Source organism: Dolichospermum compactum NIES-806, from assembly GCF_002368115.1.
Lineage (GTDB): Bacteria > Cyanobacteriota > Cyanobacteriia > Cyanobacteriales > Nostocaceae > Dolichospermum > Dolichospermum compactum.
In genome coordinates, this window is the sequence record NZ_AP018316.1 from 4,187,371 (window position 1) to 4,203,707 (window position 16,337).

Here is a 16,337-nt window from a genome sequence, read left to right on the forward strand (position 1 = left end):
TCGCGCAAAGACGTATCCTAGAAGTCGGGGATCTAAATCCTGTACATCCTTAAATCCTGATTCAGAAAATATGTGGACACCTAACACCCCACTACAGAACGGACAGTATATCATTAAAAGAGCGATCGGTGGCGGTGGCTTTGGTGAAACCTATCTTGCAGAAGATACAAAAGAAAACAGGTTGGTTGTGATTAAAACCCTCAACCGGGAACAACGAGAAAAACCCGACTTTGCGGAAAGACAAAAGAGGTTTAGAAAAGAAGCCTTAGATTTATCAAAATGCTATCATCCCCATATTGTCCAAGTTTACGACAATTTTCCTGAAGATGGACTTTGGGCTATTGTGATGGAACACATTGACGGGGATGATTTAGCAGCTTATGTGGAAAACTACACGGCTGAAAATGGTTACTTGTCAGAAACCGAAGCTTTGCGCTACATTGACCAAATCGGACAAGCTTTAGAATGTGTTCATGAACGGAAACTTTTACACAGAGATGTAAAACCCAATAATATTTTGTTGCGACGGGAAAGCAAGGAAGCAGTATTAATTGATTTTGGGTTAGCGCGGGAATTTCAACCTGGTAAAATCAAAAGCATGACTGCGATGATAACCCAAGGTTATGCACCGATAGAACAATATGAACGACGGGGAGATTTTGGTTATTATACAGATATTTATGCTTTAGCCGCGACATTATATAGTTTATTAACGAATAGAGTTCCCATTCCTGCTAATTATCGCGCTGAGTATAGTGTAAATTTATCACCACCGCAAAAATATAATCAACAGATTAGCGATAAAGTAAATGCGGCTATTCTCAAAGGGATGGAGTTAGAACCAGTCAACCGTCCCCAAACAGTGCGGGAGTTTCGGGAGTTGTTGGGGTTAGTGGTTAAACCTGTTGTGAATATTCCCACACCACCACCTATTAATTTTGATATTCAACAACCACAGAGAAGAACCCCACCCCCTAACCCCCTCCCCGCAGGCGAGGAGGGGGGACTAAAATCATCCTGTGGAATGGACTACAGGAAACTGCGTGACTACCTCGCACAAGGGAAATGGCAGGAAGCAGACAAGGAAACAAGACGGGTAATGTTAGCGGTTGCGAAGCGGGAAAAGGAAGGTTGGTTAGAAGTTCACCACATTAATAATTTTCCCTGTGAAGACCTCCGCACCATTGACCAGTTGTGGGTAAATACAGTGATGGAAGATTTGGGTTTTCTCTGCAAAAACGAATTTATCAAGGTTTAGGTGGAACGAGAGAATATGACTCAGACATCTGGAACAAGTTCGGGGATAAGGTAGGATGGAGAAAAGGAGGCAACTGGTTGTACTACAAAGATATTACTTTTGATAGGAAAGCACCAGAAGGCCACCTCCCTTCTAATGGGTTTGGTCTGTTTAGTGGTACATTTGGGAGATTTTGCTTGGTGGAGGGTGTTGTGTTTTTGTCTCTCTCGTCGAGACTTGTAGACTGTAACATTTAAGGGTTACAGAAAAATATTAAGTCTGAATCAGGATATCCAGGATTTAAGGATTTACAGGATGTTAGTTTGCATCTAAAGATCCCCGACTTCTGCGATAATTAATGTGATAAATGAGAAGATTGTTAAAAGTTGTCGGGAATCTGAAATTCTCAATTGTCAGAATCAGGATATCTGGTTACTGAGCGAAGTCGAAGTACAGGATTAAAGGATTTACAGGATGGTAATTTTTAGATGGTTTGTTGGTGATGAACGTTGTATTTGTCAGAATCAGGATAACCAGGATTAAAAGATTTACAGGATATTATTTTGAAATGTTTGATTTACAATATAATCTTTTAAATTTATAAGTTATTAAAGAATATTTATTGAATATGTAATCATCAATTTTAAAATTGAAAACATGAGAGTTAAACCTTCAACTCCCCACCAAAAATCATTCAACAACATCCTGAAAATCCTCAAATCCTGGAAATCCTGATATGGCTACGCCACGCTTCGCTATCAGACAAAAAAAAATCACCAACTCCCCACCAAAAATCATCCAACAACATCCTGTAAATCCTCAAATCCTGGAAATCCTGATATGGCTACGCCACGCTTCGCTATCAGACAAAAAAAAATCACCAACTCCCCACCAAAAATCATCCAATAACATCCTGAAAATCCTCAAATCCTGGAAATCCTGATTCAGACAATATTATGTTAAAATAAAATCTGTGAAAAATCACATTATCAAAACAATGATCCTACGAACATGGCAACAATCTCATTCTCAAGAATTGCAAAAAATTACTGAGACATTAGCAAAAATTACCCAACTTCCAGCAGAAGCAGTTAAACCTCATCTTGATGCAATGCTAGAACAATTAATTAAAACTACAGAACTTCCATTTTATCAAGAAGTCTCCGATGAAGAATGGATTCAATCACTGAATCAATGGAGTTCTAGCCACAATCCCAGAAATGTTGAATAGCGTAATAAAACTTTACATATTGAAATAAACTTAGCCTATAAGTGCTATTTTTCATCTTATCCAAATAAGTTTTCTAAACCAATGAACATAACTTATTTCCTGACACATATAGGACTGAAGATAACGGAGTTTATCTAATAAAGTTTTGCCAAATTCTTGCGGTATTTCTATTAGTTGCAATATCAAATAAGCGATTAAACAGCACATTATCTGAATTCTAATTCCATTCTCATTCTTTGTCATAAGTCTGTCTAACTTGAGGTGCATTTTTAAGAATTTCCATAACAATTCAATTTGCCATCTTTGTATGTAAATTTCCATAATCTCTTGATTACTAACTTGCTCTTCTCCTTCATTTAATAAGTTTGTTGCTAAACGAAATTCACTCTTAGTTTCTATATCACAAAATGCTACTACTCTAATTTCCACTTCTCTTTCATCTTTGCCAACTTTACAATTACCATTTTCTAGCATTTCTAAAGTGACATTATTTTTAATTCTTAAGACAAAAGCTTTATTTTTTTGTTGTTTTAATTCAGATATTCTTTCGGAGGATGCAAATCCTCTATCCATTATCCCTACTCCTTTTGACGGAATTGCTTCTACTGTTTCTTGTCCATATTTATGGTCATGTCCTTGCCCAAAATGAATCACCATTCCACCAACTTCTGATGTCAAACTATCTAACCCACAAAATAGTTTTACTTGATGATATCCTTGACTCCATAATAATTTACTTGTTAATGTAATAATTGTTGAATCTATAGGAAATAATGCTTGGGTTTCTTCCTTTCCTTTTTTCTTTCTCAGTTGATTGTTTAATTCAGTTATTATCTCCAAAAATACTTGAGTATCTCTCTTTTTACTTGCCTTGGAAAAATTTGATATTTTTAAATCTATCCCTTGATTATTTAGTCTTTGAAATAAATCTCTCATACTCACTATACTTTTATCCATGACATACTGTAACCACACTGATACAAATGAAAATGTGTCCAGAACTGGATAATCTTTTTTGGGCAATGGTTTCAATATTGTTTTGACCACTTCTGGGAAATTCTTTAAGCGCATAATTTGATAATTCTTTATCTATATTTTTTTAGATTGTATCAAATTATGGTACTTTTTTTTAATCTTTTCCTAACATTCAACACTTCTGCCACAATCCAAATATACCACTTTTATCAGATTATGCTGTCAGTCGAGCAGGTATTTATGAAGATGAGGAAATTTAGTGACATATTTAATTGACACAAATATTATTTTGAGAATAGCACAACCAAATCATCCAATGTGTGCAGAATCTTTAAATGCACTCGCTAGACTACGAAGACAAAAAGAAAATTGTTATTTAACACATCAAAACCTAGTAGAATTTTGGCGTAGTGCTACCCGTCCTATAGAAAGAAATGGTTTATCAGACAAATTACTTGTTACGATATAATAATATAATCAATTCTCATCAGGAGTAAAAGCTATGACTATGAAAGAACTGATTCAAGCAGAAATTGACAAAATACCAGAACAAGAACTAAATAACCTTTATCAATGGATAAAAGAATTTAGTGGTAAAATAAATAATATGAAACATTCAGAAACTTTGGAAACTTCAGAAAAACATCCTTCTAATTCCTATCCTTACCATGATTTAGATTATCTTGCTGGAACATGGACAAAAGAAGATGAAACTCAATTCTTACTTAATACGCAACAATTTAATGAAATTGATCAAAAGTTATGGCAATAAAATCAATCTTACTAGATACTAATGCTTATACTGCTTTTAAACGTAATCAAAATGAAGCAGTTACAATAATTGCAAATGTAGATATTATTGCCATCAATTCTATCATCCTTGGAGAATTACTAGGAGGTTTTGCATTAGGAAATAAACCAGAAATTAATCGTTATGAATTAGATAAATTTATGCAATCTCCTAGAGTCAAAATATTTCCGGTAGATGAGAAAACATCAGAATATTATGCTCTCATTTATTCTCAATTGAGAAAAAAAGGAAACCCTATACCTACTAATGATATTTGGATTACATCTACAGCAATTCAACATGATTTAATTTTATTTACCTATGATAGTGATTTTGAAAATATAGAAAATTTAAAATTAGGTAGTTGTTTAGCAGATTTTATTTAGGAATCATAATTTATCATCATACTTTAAACCAACATCCTGAAAATCTTAAAATCCTGGACATCATGATTCAGACAATTACATTTATAATGAAAATTATCAGTTATAGGAAATAGACAATGAATATTACCCTAAAACCAGAACAAGAACAGTTTATTCAAAACCAGTTAGCTCAAGGGAGATTTCCTAATGCTGAAGCAGTCATTAATCAAGCTTTACAACTTTTACAAGAAAAACAACGAGAATATGAAGACTGGGTAGAAGATGTGAAAGTTAAAGTTAATGAAGCCGCAGCAGAATTAGAACGAGGGGAAGGAGTTCCTTTAGAAACAGTTGTTGAACAGATACAGGCAAAATTTCGTCATGCGCGTGAGGAGAAAAAATGAATCAATGTTTGATTTCACCTCTAGCAATTCGAGATTTAGATAGCATTTCTGAATATTTTTTAAACAGAAATATTGAAGCGGGAGAAATCCTCTTTCAAGATTTCACAAAAAAGTGTGAAAAATTACTGCTATTTCCTCAAATGGGACGCAGTTATGAATATATAAGACAAGAAATGCGTGGACTTCCTTTAAATGGTTACATCATTTTTTATCAGGTTGTTGATAATAATGTTGAAATTCTCAGAGTCGTGAATGGTCGTCAAGATTTAGAAGCTTTATTTGCAGAATAGATAGTTTATTAACTGAGAATTTTGATCATCCATCCAATAATATCCAAAAAATTCCCCACATCACAAAAATCCTCACATCCAAAAAACCTCAACGCAAAGCAACATCCTGAAAATCCTAAAATCCTGGATATCCTGATTCTGACAATTAAAAATCACCAACTCCCCACCAAAAATCATCCAATAACATCCTGAAAATCCTAAAATCCTGGATATCCTGATTCTGACAATTAAATAAGCCTACTTATTTATCTGGACTCAATTAACCCCATACCAATTGAACCCGGTGGTAATTCATCTAAATAAATTCGTTTAATTCTCCCACTATTAATCAATTCTTGTTGATAAGCAGTCAATTCTCCTACATCTAAACTTGTAATTGCATCTTTATCCTGAGATACAAAATAACATCTTGGTATTTTGGTTATGAGGACAAATATTATTTTCTTATTTCCCTGCTTCTGGAATTTATTTGGGAAATAATTATCTTGATAGATAAAAACCTTATATATATGGGCGCACACTTTCCCACCAATACCATAAGCATACCCGAAACTCGGAACACTGTCAAGCCCCCTAGCTGAAATCACCAGAAATCGTTAGATTATTGAGAATATTATCAATAATCATGAGAATAGACCCCTATTTATTGAGAAAGTTCTTTTTTGCCACAATCCTATATAAATAACTTATATCTTAATAACAAGATCCCCGACTTCTTTGATTAATGTTGTGATTTATCAAGAATTCGCTACCCTACTGTCAAAAAGACTACTCCTAGACCAAAGAAGGAACAACCTAAATCGGCTTAGCCTCTTAGTTTTTCTAGTTTGAGCTATGTAATTTGTAAACTCAGTCCTTCTGGGTCATTTTGTCATGTCTTAGTCTAAACTCCAGTCAATAATAAGGTAATGTAAAACTTGCAACTATTTGGTCATATCTATAGCCTTGGTTTCTGCCATTAGCCAATTCAGATAATCCTCATTTCCTGCCTCAATTGGTAAAGCCACCACACAAGGTACTTGATAAGAGTGTACTGATTTTACTTTAGCTGTTAGTTCTGCAAATAAATCACGGCGCGATTTCATAATTAAAATAGCTTCTTTTTCCACTTGTAATTCACCTTGCCACCAATAAATACTATCCATACCGTCAATTATGTTGGCACAGGCCGCAAGACGGGCTTCTACTACGGCTCTACCTACGTTAAGAGCTTCAGCACGGTCTTTACAAGTGACGTAAACAAAAAGAAATTTCATATTTTGACTTTATTATATCTGTTTGGGGCAATGTCTACGAAGGGGGAAGCGAACTGCTTGCAGCAGCGCTTCGCTATCGCTTGGGTTTTCCTCAAGAATTGGGAGAGCGATCGCTTGGGGTTTCCTCAAAAATTGTGGGCGCTCAATTTCCCTCAATAATTTGGTAAAGGCGATCACTCTTCTCAATAATTTGGTAGGGCGATCGCAGTTAATTTAATGTCAAATGCTTGATGAAGCTCTTGCCAAATAGTTCAATTTACAACAGCATAGCCTTCTCTATGTTAATTTTTATGTAAAACTTTGTCGCTTTATAACAAAATAAATAATCTTACATCTACATTATGATATATCTTTAATGAACTTTTTCTCTAATTCTTGGCAATTAATTTTGTTCATGTAGCTATGCAAGATAAATCTAAACTTGAAAAACCAGAACGTCCAGAACCTAAATCTTTTTGGTATGGATGTTATGAATATCCAGAATGGTGTTTAGAATGGTTTCTCTATGTTCTAAGTAAAATGGCGATTTTTGACATTTTAGATATTCTTAGTAAATTAGGAGTTATTGTGGCTGTTATCCTCTTTTTCTCAGAAGCTAAAGAACGCCAGCAGCGAAAACAATATGAAGCATGGCAAGTTATTATTAATATGCAAGATAAATCAGGAAATGGAGGAAGAATAACTGCTATTGAAGATTTAAACACAGATGGAGTTTCTTTGTCTGGTATTGAAGTCCAGAAAGCATACTTATCACAAATAAATTTAAAAAAAGCTAATCTTCAGGCTGCTAATTTTTCTGGTTCTACGCTTTATGGAGCAATTTTTGAACAAGCTAAATTATATCAAGCTAAATTTATATGTATTAAGCAGGGACAATGCACTGATCTATATAAAGCTAATTTTCAAAAAGCTAATTTAGAAGATGCAGATTTAAGAGGTGCAGATTTAAGAGAAGTTAATTTTGTAGAAACTAATCTGCAAAATGCTAAGTTACAAAAAGCAAATCTGCAAAATGCTAACTTCCAAAATGCTAATTTAAAAGGTGCAAGCTTAGAATGCGCTAAAAATTTAATTTCTGAACAAGTAAAACTTGCAAAATCTTGGCAATCAGCAATCTATGATCAGCAGCTTTCTAAACAATTGGGCTTATCTACATATTCAACAATAAATTGTTCAAAGCTAAAATTTAACCCTTCGACAAAGGAGTGGGAAGAATCTAAATAAAGTTATCTTGGAATATGCGATCGCTTCCCACAAGAATTGGGTATTAAATCCACAATTCATATACGCCCTGTGAACAAAGCGAACTGCTTGCAGCAGCGCTTCGCTATCGCCTGGGTTTCCCTAAGAATTGGGGGCGCTCAATTTCCCCCAAGAATTTAGTAAGAGCGATCGCTCAATTTCCCCCAAGAATTTAGTAAGAGCGATTCCTACGGAGCGCTTCGCTATCGCTTTCTCACGCCATCCTTGATTAAGTAGGTGAACAGAAAAATTTAAAGGTATATAACGGTATGTAAAGTTGTCTCAATGCGAGATTCTGATTGAGTTTCAGCCATTTTACAAAACGCAATACCCCTCATTTTTATTTTGTTCACCTACTTAGTTCTTGATTATTCATTTTAGAAACGTTTTTGTTTTGGGGTTGTGTATTTATTTGCAGACGAATTTGGTAAACTAGAAGTACAACCAGCAGCTTTAAATTGTTGAGAAATTTGATTTTTTTCTGATGCTTCAAATATATATTCAAGTAATCCACTTAGTGATTCAACAGGTCTGGGACTATGTAAAGGAATCTCACTATTATTGCCGACAAATCTGCCATTTTTGAGCAATGCTGATCCTAAATAATAATTTCCTTCTTTGAATAGCACTTCTCCAATATTGGTTTTTATAACTCCATTAGAGAAAACACCAGTAGTTAAACGACCAGAACCTTCAGCTGTTTCAAAAACACAAACACGACCCTTACTATTTGATGGATAAATATGACTACTATTTTCGTATCCCATCCACCGACCAAAGAAAGGTGCTAATTCTGGTTCAGTCTTTGACCAAGCACGTACAAAGGATTCTCTTGTCTTCTTTTCTACTTGAGTACGTCTATCTTGAAGATAACTAGCACCTACATTATTATTTTTGGTTCTGCTAATTTGTTGCTGAAGTTCTTGACGTAATCTTTTAATTTCTGCATTAGTTGGTTGTCGAGTTTGGGCTAATACTGATAATTCGTTAACACCTAAAGTTATTAAACTGAATCCTAAGATAAATAGCGATCGCTTCGCCCCCTGTAGGTATCGCTGTACTTGTGGTAATACTAATTTTTGGGTCTTCAAAACAGGTTTCATAGATTTTCCTTGAAAATGTTCAAAATTTAATCAATGGGTTCTTTAGTGCAAGAAAGATAATTAGAATTAACCCAGCCTTTCAAGCCCTTAACTTTCTTATTTGGTCCCCTAATCACATCGACATAAGCCCAAATCCCCTCTTGTTTCCTGAGTAAAACATGATTACCATTATTTAAACCGGCTCTGGATTTGCCATTGGGAGTAAACCGCAGTGCTAATTGTCCAGATTTGATATTGACTACATCGCACCAAATAGCCCATTTAAGCTCAACTTTAGGTGTATTTTCTGAGACTGCTACCAGTTTTTCACTTAAAATTAGTTTACTCTTATTAACAATCATTAAGTACATTCCGTCATCAGAATCTTCTTTCCAAGAAATCGAGTAGTAATAATCCCCATTACTCCAGGTCATCCCCCGATAACCATTATCTTGCCATCCTGTACCGTCTTCTAATTTGATGCAGTTTCCTTTAGCATCACAACCAACGTAGGTATTAGCATTTATAGTAACTGTGAACTTCCCAGCCCTGTAAGTATCGGCTTTGGCTTGGGCTTGGGTGGCAGTGGTGACAATGCAAGTCGTTATGGCTGCTGTTAATAATAGTTTTAGGTTCATGGGTTTTCTCTAAAAATTTGGTAGGGTACGGGTGGCGATCTGCTTACAGCAGCGCTTCGCTATCGCTTGTTATCACTATTCATAAAATGCAGAAATTCGTCCAAACTTCCGAGGTGGATCAACATTTTCAAAACGAACTGCTTTAGGGTCAAAAGCAATGATAGTTTTGGCTAGCATTCCATAGGTTAAAGTTTGTCGGTTAGCTGCTTTGCTAATGAGAATTTGCCAAATTTGTAAGGCGCGTTTTGGATGCGTTGGGTTGTCGTTAAAGGTTTTGTGCATAAGTGTACTGTAAAAAATTGAACTTAGAAATAGCAATACCTGTAGTTAGCGAAGTGATTCCTTTTTTCTCTCAAGAATTTGGTGGGGGCGGGGGCGGGGCGATCGCCTACTCAACTTGGCTAAACTGTGGTAGCGAATTATATCCGCCAAATTTTTTAGCCTTAATCTATTATTTTTCATCCTCTTCCCAATTCAAAATTTTTGAATCTAATTGTTTCAGGGTTTCTTTCACTGTATTGTCTAATGTATGACGGTCATACCCCTGGATTGATTCTGCTTCGATTTCAATGGTAATTTTAATGTTGGATGCTCCTGCTTGAAGTGGTGTAATTACACCACGAACTAGATTAGATAGTTTACTCCAAGGTAAATCTGCTTTGAATTTAACTTTTTTAACTTTAGTTTGAGTTTTTGCTTCACTGGAAGGATTGACATTATAAGTTCCAGATGGAGTTTCAACTTTGCCAGGATTTACTAAAGGATTTTCACCCGTTGAATTAGTTGATGTTGAATTACCTGATGAAGTTTGACTTATATTTTCTGGTGTTTTATTACTATGAGAATCTGAATTATTATCGGATTGAGTTTGTAATTGTGCTTTTTCTGCTTGAGCAGTTTCAGGACGTACTAAAATAGCTGCTAATGTCACTTCATTAAGATTATCTTCATAATAAAGTTTTTCATTAAATCTAATCCCAAATTTACCTTCTTTGACTCCAGTTTTCACTGCTTCTAAAATGACAAATTCACTTTCTAATAAAGGTTTTTGTCCAGGAGTTCTGAGAGAGTTATTATAAATATCTTGTAAACTTTTCTCAGTTTCATTAGCACTTAATCCCTTTAAAATTACATTTGGTGCAATCTTAGAATTAATGGGGCGTTTATTTTTGAGATAATTTTCAACTCGTTCTAGTAAAGAATTACTTTCTGCTGTTGTCGGTGTGCCAATATCACTATAATCTACAGTATTTTGACCACACCATGCTAGATGACGATAAGCTGTAAGCAAACTACCTACAATGTCTTTTTCTGCTTGTGTCAATTTGCCTTGTAATTCAGTTTGAGACGATGATGAAAGTGTTGTTTTTAAGTCTTTGTCTCCAGTAATAGCACTTAAAGCCAGATAGCGTTTTAATTGGGTTTCTAGTGCTACATAACTAGCAGCATCTATGATGACTAAGAAGACAGTATTTTTATAAGTGCGAAAAGATGTATTGCTAAATAATTCCTTGGTAAATTTCTCAGTTTCCTCATCTCCCTTTTTATAATTAGGATGTAAAATCACTAATTTAAACTTAGTATGATCAGGAATATCCTGAGACTCTTTCCAAATATGGGTTTCAAAAAATTTACTTTTAGGCTGTTCTTTGATTAATTCTCGTAATTTATCTGCAATTTGTTCATCATCAATTAATTGCTCTTTATCAACAATAACTCGGTTTAGATTGGGTTCATTTTTAAAGCTATAAAAACGTTTCTCCTCATGAAAATACCAAAGATTATCTGCTAATTTATCTATAGCATCTCCAATTATCATGGCAGGAATACTACCATTAAGTAAGGCTATTCTTAACCAAGATAAACTAACTCCTCTCCGGTCTGAACCGCTAAAAGAATAGAAAAATACTCCTGTTGCTAATTTGGACGCAATATTATATTTTTCATATTCACTTCCCATGTCTCTATCAATTTGTTGAGATTTACCCATAATATCGGAAGTAATAATACTATCAAATTCATTGCCAATATGTTTAATTAATTCTCGTTTTAATGCTGGATTTGATAGGTTTATTTGTGATGATTGAATTAAAGGATCTGCACCTTTTTTATAAAGGTCTTTAATTACTTCTGCTAATAGCCTTAATACTCCTCTAGTGCGCTGAAATGTAGGAAATGAACCCCATCTTTCATAAAGGGTATCTATTAATTCTGGATGAAAAGGATAGGCTTGTTCTATTTTATCCCGATAGCTAATTTCTTTGACTTCTGAGGGTACATCATTACCTAGTTGTTGATAAAGACGAAAATAGGTTTCTGCTGTTTGTTTATGCTGGTCAATATCTCCTATACTATCAAATAAACGTTTTCTGACAACTTCATAAATTTCTACACCATCTACAGGTACATAAATAGTTTCTACTCTACCAGCTATTTTTTCTAATTGAGATAATGCTCTAGTTGCTGCTTCATCAAATTGTTCTAAATCACTTTTTGGTAAAGTAAGAATTAACACTGAATTATTAGAAGCTGCGATGACTTCCGTAATTTCTTGTAAAAATACTAAAGTTTGTCCTTGAGCAATTTTTTCTTGTTTTTCTAGTTCATTAGCTTTGGTAATATATGCTAATAATTCATCTATTAAAATTAAAACTGAGCCACTTTGTTTGATAATTTCTCTTAATATTTCTTTCCCTGGAGCAATACGTTTTTGGTCATGATCTTTAATTAAATGATAACAACCCAGTTGTTCTGCTATTTCCCCCCAAGGAGTTTTACCATTAATCACATCTGCTTCTGTTCCTACAAATACCGCAACTTTGGTACTAGGAATTGATAGGTTATTAGCTAAAGATTGAATTTGGGATAAATGATTAATTTCACTAAATGATTTAACCAGATGATAAACTGCTAATAAGGAATGGGTTTTACCACCTCCAAAGGGGGTTTGTAGTTGAATAACTTTATCTCCTGTACCATTAGCTATGCAGGTTAAAACGTTACGAATTAAGTTTTGTAACCCGCTAGTTAAATAGGTTTTCTCAAAGAATAACCGAGCGTCTAAATATTCTTGAGGTGCTGAACCTTTTACCACTTCTGCAATATCCGCAGCAAAGGATGATTCGCTAAATGTACCGTCACAAATTTCTTTTCTTGGGGTTGCAATATTCCACCATGCTGGTAATGTCATTGTTTTTTCTCCTGTTATTTGATTTGGTAATAATATAATCAATTAGTTAAGGATAAGGGAGTAAATTAATTCCAGAAATAAAGCGATAATCACTTTGGTTCTTTGTTAGTAAAGGAAAATTATTAATAATAGATGTAGCAGCAATAAAAGCATCTGGCATTAATAATCCATGACTTAAACGGTAGGTTTTGATTAATTCTACCGTAAAAATTGATATATTATCATTGATTTGGCTAATGTCATAACGGGATAAAAATTTGTTGATATGCTGTAATTCTAGTTTGTTTCTACAGCCTACTATTAATTCCATTTCAGTAATAACGCTAATACTAATCTGATTCGTTTTTTCTTCTAAATCAAGACGATTAATAGCTATGTCAATATTACGACTAACATCTATTAATATATCTGTATCTACTAAAATCATAATTTATCTCCACTCTTTTTGTCTAATATTTTTCACCCATTCAGTGCTATTTTCCATATCTGTTCTATCAGACCATATTCCAATAAAAGGCTCTTCTTTTAATGGAGTTAATTCTGGTTTTTTTGGAAGTATAGAAAGGATTTTTGTTTGCAAAATTTGTTTTTCTTCCAAGGTTAAAGTATTGATAATGTGAACTAGGGAATCAACTAATTGTAAGTTCATAAACAACTCCTTGTGATTTTGTTTGAATTTTGGCTAACATTTATTAACTAGTATTAACTAGCAAGAGAAATTACAGTTTCAGATGCTGTAGGTTGGGTTGAGGAACGAAACCCAACATTTGTAAGTTATTACTTGTTAGCTTTTGTTGGGTTTCACTTCGTTGTACCCAACCTACGGACTTCAGATCCTCTCCCTATAGAAAAGAGGTGTAATAATTTTCCAACAATCCTAATTAAAACAACCCTAATTGTTTACTTTCACTTCCTGCTTTTTGATAACTTTCCCGTCCATAAAGTAAACCTTGTAACATCTGCTTTTCCTTATCACCATCTGGTAATACTTCAGAAATAGATTGTGCTACTTGCCAAAAGGCATTATTATTTAATTTTCCTGTGCTGGTTAAAAGTTCTGTAATTTTCTCTCTATTATTCTTCTCCCATAATAATAACATTTGATGCAGGATATCAACCATGTTTTCTAGTTTTTCTTGGTCAATAAATTTTTTATCTCTGTCCTTGGGACTGAGGACAGTAATAAATTCTTTATCTTTCTTAATAAATCCCTTATTCCAATATTCGGTAATTTCTATACCACAAGCTGATGCTAATTTTCGTCCTTCGTCAAATATGACTTTACTATTACCAAATGTCCACCGCCATAGTAAATAAAATCGGGTTTGGGGGTCAATTCCTCCTAGTTCTTGCGGGTTTTTGAGAATTTTTGTTAATGCGTATTCACTAACGGTTTTACGGATAAATTCTAATAGGGTTGCTGCTTCTATGGTGTCTCCTGCATAAGTTTCTACGGTTTGGTATTTTCCAAATACTTCTAATGCAGGACCAATGGCAGAAATAAAGAAGTCACTACCGCTTATTCCTTGACTCCAAAAATGGTCTAATCTTTCTTTGATCTTTTCCTGCACTTCGCTTTCTATTTCTTCAAAATAGGCTGTTTCTGCACTGGTACGTTTACGACATACCATGTATATTGATGATGCTAATGCGGCTGAATCCATTGCTCTTAATCTTGATTTCATTTCGCTATGAATAGGAATACTTCCTGTTAAATATAATCCTGCTTTTGAAAGGGCATTAATAATAGTTTCCCAAGCATCTGTAGATTTATGGGCAAAAACAATGACAGCTATTCCTGACGTTTTTAAGGTGCGGGAAATTTCTTGAAATGCTAAACCGATTTTTTCTTCAAAATATTGTTTTCCTGCTTCTGCACCATCATTATGACTGTAAGCTACTGCTTCATCTGATTTAGGAGTGAGCGGAGTAGCAAATAATTCGGGGTAATATTCTCCGATAGTTCTTGATAACCAAACATAGAAGAAATCTGATAAATAGGAATAAGGAATACTATCATAATAGGGAGGATCTGTGATAATTGCATCAAAATAATTATCAGGATAGGAGAGATTTGTTGCTGATGATTGGGTTGTTTTAATAAATAAATTATTATCTTTAACAATTTCGATTCCTTCTAAAACAACTTTTAAGCTATTTAACCAATTAGTACCTGCTTGAGATATAGGATTAGTTTCAAAATAATCCCACGTCATTTGTAATGCTTGTCTTCCTGCAAAAGCACTTCTAACTTGTGTAGTATCAACTTTCCAAGTGCAATTAGAGCTATTAAAAACTACTAATTTATTTAATACTAAAGCCAAATAAGTAGCGATCGCTTTAGCATAATCTTCATCATAACCTTCTTTTAAGATTAATTGATGAGCTTGTTTTACAGCATCAGCAAAAGTAATCAAAGCCAATTGTTGACGGGAATTAAATAAAGACCCCCATGTATTCATACCGTAAACCTAAACATTAATCACACCAAAAGTAATCGGTACTCTGGTTAAAGGTTCATCAGGAATAGGATCAATACCCCACTTATCCCATAACTCATTCCGCTTAGATTCTAAATAAGATTGAGCATGATTAAATATTTCCATATCTTCAGCAGTTGCTAACCGGTAGGTTTTACCAGATTGTTTAGGATTGTGTAAAACTACCGCAACCATTCTTTGACTAGCAATACCATCTATAAATTGTTTTCTGGTATCCTTATCAGTTAAACTGCTACCACAACAGGGACAAATTACCTTAGCTCTTGCTACTGTACCCGTTGTAGGATCAAAATCAATACCATCATTTTCCACAATTTCAAAATCAATTTTATTATTTCCTGATTCATTAATTATAGGAATGATTTTTAAAGCAACTTTTTTATTATCTTTTTTAGCTAACCACAGATTAGAAGTTAAGGGAATTTCCACTCCACAATTAGGATTTTGACAAGTAACCGTTCTCATCCAATAATAACCTACAGGAATACGCCCATCGGCTTCATGAGGGTAAAATTTACCGATTTCTTTCTTGGCAGTTTCTAATACCCAATTACCCCATTTTTTCACATCTTCCAATAGAGGATTATAGGTTTGTGGAGTTTCTCCTCCTGTAGTTTCCTTAAATATTCTAGTTTTTAATTGTCCATATTTTTGGGGAAACTCTAAAGTAGCTTTTTCAATTAAAACCGCTACAGGGTTTAAATCATTAGCATAGGTTTCACAACCCAATCTCAACGCTTCCAAAGGAATAGAACCACCACCAGAAAAGGGGTCTAAAACTTTGGGAGGAATCCCATTATTAGCTTTTAAAATATCAGCCCTAGCTTGATTTAATAATTCTTGATTATTAGCATTTTCCCATTTAGAAAGTTCAGCAATAAATTGATTTTTCTGTTTAATTTCTGATTCAGTAAAAGCGGGAACTAAAGCAGCATAAATAGTAGCACGGGAAGCAGCTAAAGGTTTTCTTGACCACCAAATATGTAAGGTAGAAATATGTCCATGTCTAATGTTTTTTTCTTTAGCGGAATATTCGCTAACTTCTTGGATGGGAAATGATTGTTCTATAGCTGCTTGGTTCATGGTTTTAGTGGTTGTGAGGTTTTCAGATCCCCGACTTCTTAGAGAGGTCGGGG

Annotated in this window: 19 protein-coding genes and 1 pseudogene; 9 read left to right on the forward strand and 11 right to left on the reverse strand. The window is 34.2% G+C overall.

Annotation, left to right across the window (positions count from 1 at the left end; genetic code table 11):
* Positions 1 to 70 precede the first annotated feature (70 nt).
* The 3 genes and pseudogenes from CA730_RS25000 to CA730_RS19400 all read left to right on the forward strand — a co-directional run bounded on the left by CA730_RS25000 (position 71) and on the right by CA730_RS19400 (position 2,468).
* Positions 71 to 1,494: pseudogene (locus CA730_RS25000) on the forward strand (GUN4 domain-containing protein).
* A 479-nt stretch (positions 1,495 to 1,973) separates the two neighbouring features.
* Positions 1,974 to 2,180 carry a hypothetical protein gene (locus CA730_RS24650; RefSeq protein WP_157750024.1) on the forward strand — a complete coding sequence of 69 codons (207 nt, stop codon included), beginning with the start codon at positions 1,974 to 1,976 and terminating at the stop codon, positions 2,178 to 2,180.
* Between the two features lie 54 nt (positions 2,181 to 2,234).
* Positions 2,235 to 2,468, forward strand: a complete 234-nt coding sequence (locus tag CA730_RS19400) for a hypothetical protein (protein ID WP_096669784.1) — start codon at positions 2,235 to 2,237, stop codon at positions 2,466 to 2,468.
* Positions 2,469 to 2,519: 51 nt separating this feature from the next.
* On the opposite strand, the gene CA730_RS19405 is transcribed toward CA730_RS19400, so the two are convergent.
* A complete protein-coding gene (locus CA730_RS19405; protein ID WP_053537527.1) occupies positions 2,520 to 3,539 on the reverse strand; it encodes a transposase in 1,020 nt (339 codons plus the stop codon).
* Between the two features lie 163 nt (positions 3,540 to 3,702).
* On the opposite strand from CA730_RS19405, the gene CA730_RS19410 reads away from it, so the two are divergent.
* The 5 genes from CA730_RS19410 to CA730_RS19430 all read left to right on the forward strand — a co-directional run bounded on the left by CA730_RS19410 (position 3,703) and on the right by CA730_RS19430 (position 5,292).
* Entirely contained in the window at positions 3,703 to 3,912 is a 210-nt protein-coding gene (locus CA730_RS19410) for a type II toxin-antitoxin system VapC family toxin (RefSeq protein WP_197705466.1), read from the forward strand.
* Between the two features lie 33 nt (positions 3,913 to 3,945).
* Entirely contained in the window at positions 3,946 to 4,215 is a 270-nt protein-coding gene (locus CA730_RS19415; RefSeq protein ID WP_096669786.1) for a hypothetical protein, read from the forward strand.
* Complete coding sequence (locus CA730_RS19420; RefSeq protein ID WP_096669788.1) at positions 4,206 to 4,619, forward strand: type II toxin-antitoxin system VapC family toxin; 414 nt, start codon at positions 4,206 to 4,208, stop codon at positions 4,617 to 4,619. The genes CA730_RS19415 and CA730_RS19420 overlap by 10 nt, the downstream gene beginning before the upstream one ends.
* A 116-nt stretch (positions 4,620 to 4,735) precedes the next feature.
* A complete protein-coding gene (locus tag CA730_RS19425; protein ID WP_096669790.1) occupies positions 4,736 to 5,002 on the forward strand; it encodes a type II toxin-antitoxin system ParD family antitoxin in 267 nt (88 codons plus the stop codon).
* On the forward strand, positions 4,999 to 5,292 hold the full coding sequence (locus CA730_RS19430; protein ID WP_096669792.1) for a type II toxin-antitoxin system RelE/ParE family toxin: 294 nt from the start codon (positions 4,999 to 5,001) through the stop codon (positions 5,290 to 5,292). Before CA730_RS19425 ends, CA730_RS19430 begins: the two co-directional genes overlap by 4 nt.
* Positions 5,293 to 5,537: 245 nt before the next feature.
* Here CA730_RS19430 and CA730_RS19435 read toward each other — a convergent pair whose 3' ends face one another.
* Both CA730_RS19435 and cutA read right to left on the reverse strand, forming a co-directional pair.
* The gene (locus CA730_RS19435; RefSeq protein WP_096669794.1) at positions 5,538 to 5,879 is read right to left on the reverse strand and encodes a hypothetical protein; all 342 of its coding nucleotides are present in this window, start codon (positions 5,877 to 5,879) and stop codon (positions 5,538 to 5,540) included.
* A 336-nt stretch (positions 5,880 to 6,215) separates the two neighbouring features.
* Entirely contained in the window at positions 6,216 to 6,548 is a 333-nt protein-coding gene (cutA, locus tag CA730_RS19440) for a divalent-cation tolerance protein CutA (protein ID WP_096669796.1), read from the reverse strand.
* Positions 6,549 to 6,923: 375 nt separating this feature from the next.
* Between cutA and CA730_RS19445 the strand changes: the two genes are divergently transcribed.
* Positions 6,924 to 7,772 carry a pentapeptide repeat-containing protein gene (locus tag CA730_RS19445; RefSeq protein WP_157750025.1) on the forward strand — a complete coding sequence of 283 codons (849 nt, stop codon included), beginning with the start codon at positions 6,924 to 6,926 and terminating at the stop codon, positions 7,770 to 7,772.
* Between the two features lie 395 nt (positions 7,773 to 8,167).
* Here CA730_RS19445 and CA730_RS19450 read toward each other — a convergent pair whose 3' ends face one another.
* The 8 genes from CA730_RS19450 to CA730_RS25275 all read right to left on the reverse strand — a co-directional run bounded on the left by CA730_RS19450 (position 8,168) and on the right by CA730_RS25275 (position 16,284).
* Positions 8,168 to 8,893, reverse strand: coding sequence for a hypothetical protein (locus CA730_RS19450; protein WP_096669800.1), 726 nt, complete (start codon positions 8,891 to 8,893; stop codon positions 8,168 to 8,170).
* 26 nt (positions 8,894 to 8,919) lie between these two features.
* On the reverse strand, positions 8,920 to 9,510 hold the full coding sequence (locus tag CA730_RS25265) for a hypothetical protein (RefSeq protein ID WP_197705467.1): 591 nt from the start codon (positions 9,508 to 9,510) through the stop codon (positions 8,920 to 8,922).
* 75 nt (positions 9,511 to 9,585) lie between these two features.
* Positions 9,586 to 9,792 (reverse strand): hypothetical protein, encoded by a 207-nt coding sequence (locus CA730_RS19460; RefSeq protein WP_096669802.1) that lies wholly within the window; start codon positions 9,790 to 9,792, stop codon positions 9,586 to 9,588.
* Positions 9,793 to 9,961: 169 nt separating this feature from the next.
* Complete coding sequence (locus CA730_RS19465) at positions 9,962 to 12,700, reverse strand: ATP-binding protein (RefSeq protein ID WP_096671658.1); 2,739 nt, start codon at positions 12,698 to 12,700, stop codon at positions 9,962 to 9,964.
* Positions 12,701 to 12,746: 46 nt separating this feature from the next.
* Complete coding sequence (locus CA730_RS19470) at positions 12,747 to 13,127, reverse strand: type II toxin-antitoxin system VapC family toxin (protein WP_096669804.1); 381 nt, start codon at positions 13,125 to 13,127, stop codon at positions 12,747 to 12,749.
* A gap of 3 nt (positions 13,128 to 13,130) precedes the next feature.
* Complete coding sequence (locus CA730_RS19475; protein ID WP_053539518.1) at positions 13,131 to 13,349, reverse strand: hypothetical protein; 219 nt, start codon at positions 13,347 to 13,349, stop codon at positions 13,131 to 13,133.
* Positions 13,350 to 13,581: 232 nt separating this feature from the next.
* Positions 13,582 to 15,162, reverse strand: a complete 1,581-nt coding sequence (locus CA730_RS25270; RefSeq protein WP_197705468.1) for a DUF1156 domain-containing protein — start codon at positions 15,160 to 15,162, stop codon at positions 13,582 to 13,584.
* A gap of 9 nt (positions 15,163 to 15,171) precedes the next feature.
* Positions 15,172 to 16,284, reverse strand: a complete 1,113-nt coding sequence (locus CA730_RS25275; protein WP_197705469.1) for a DUF1156 domain-containing protein — start codon at positions 16,282 to 16,284, stop codon at positions 15,172 to 15,174.
* Positions 16,285 to 16,337 lie beyond the last annotated feature (53 nt).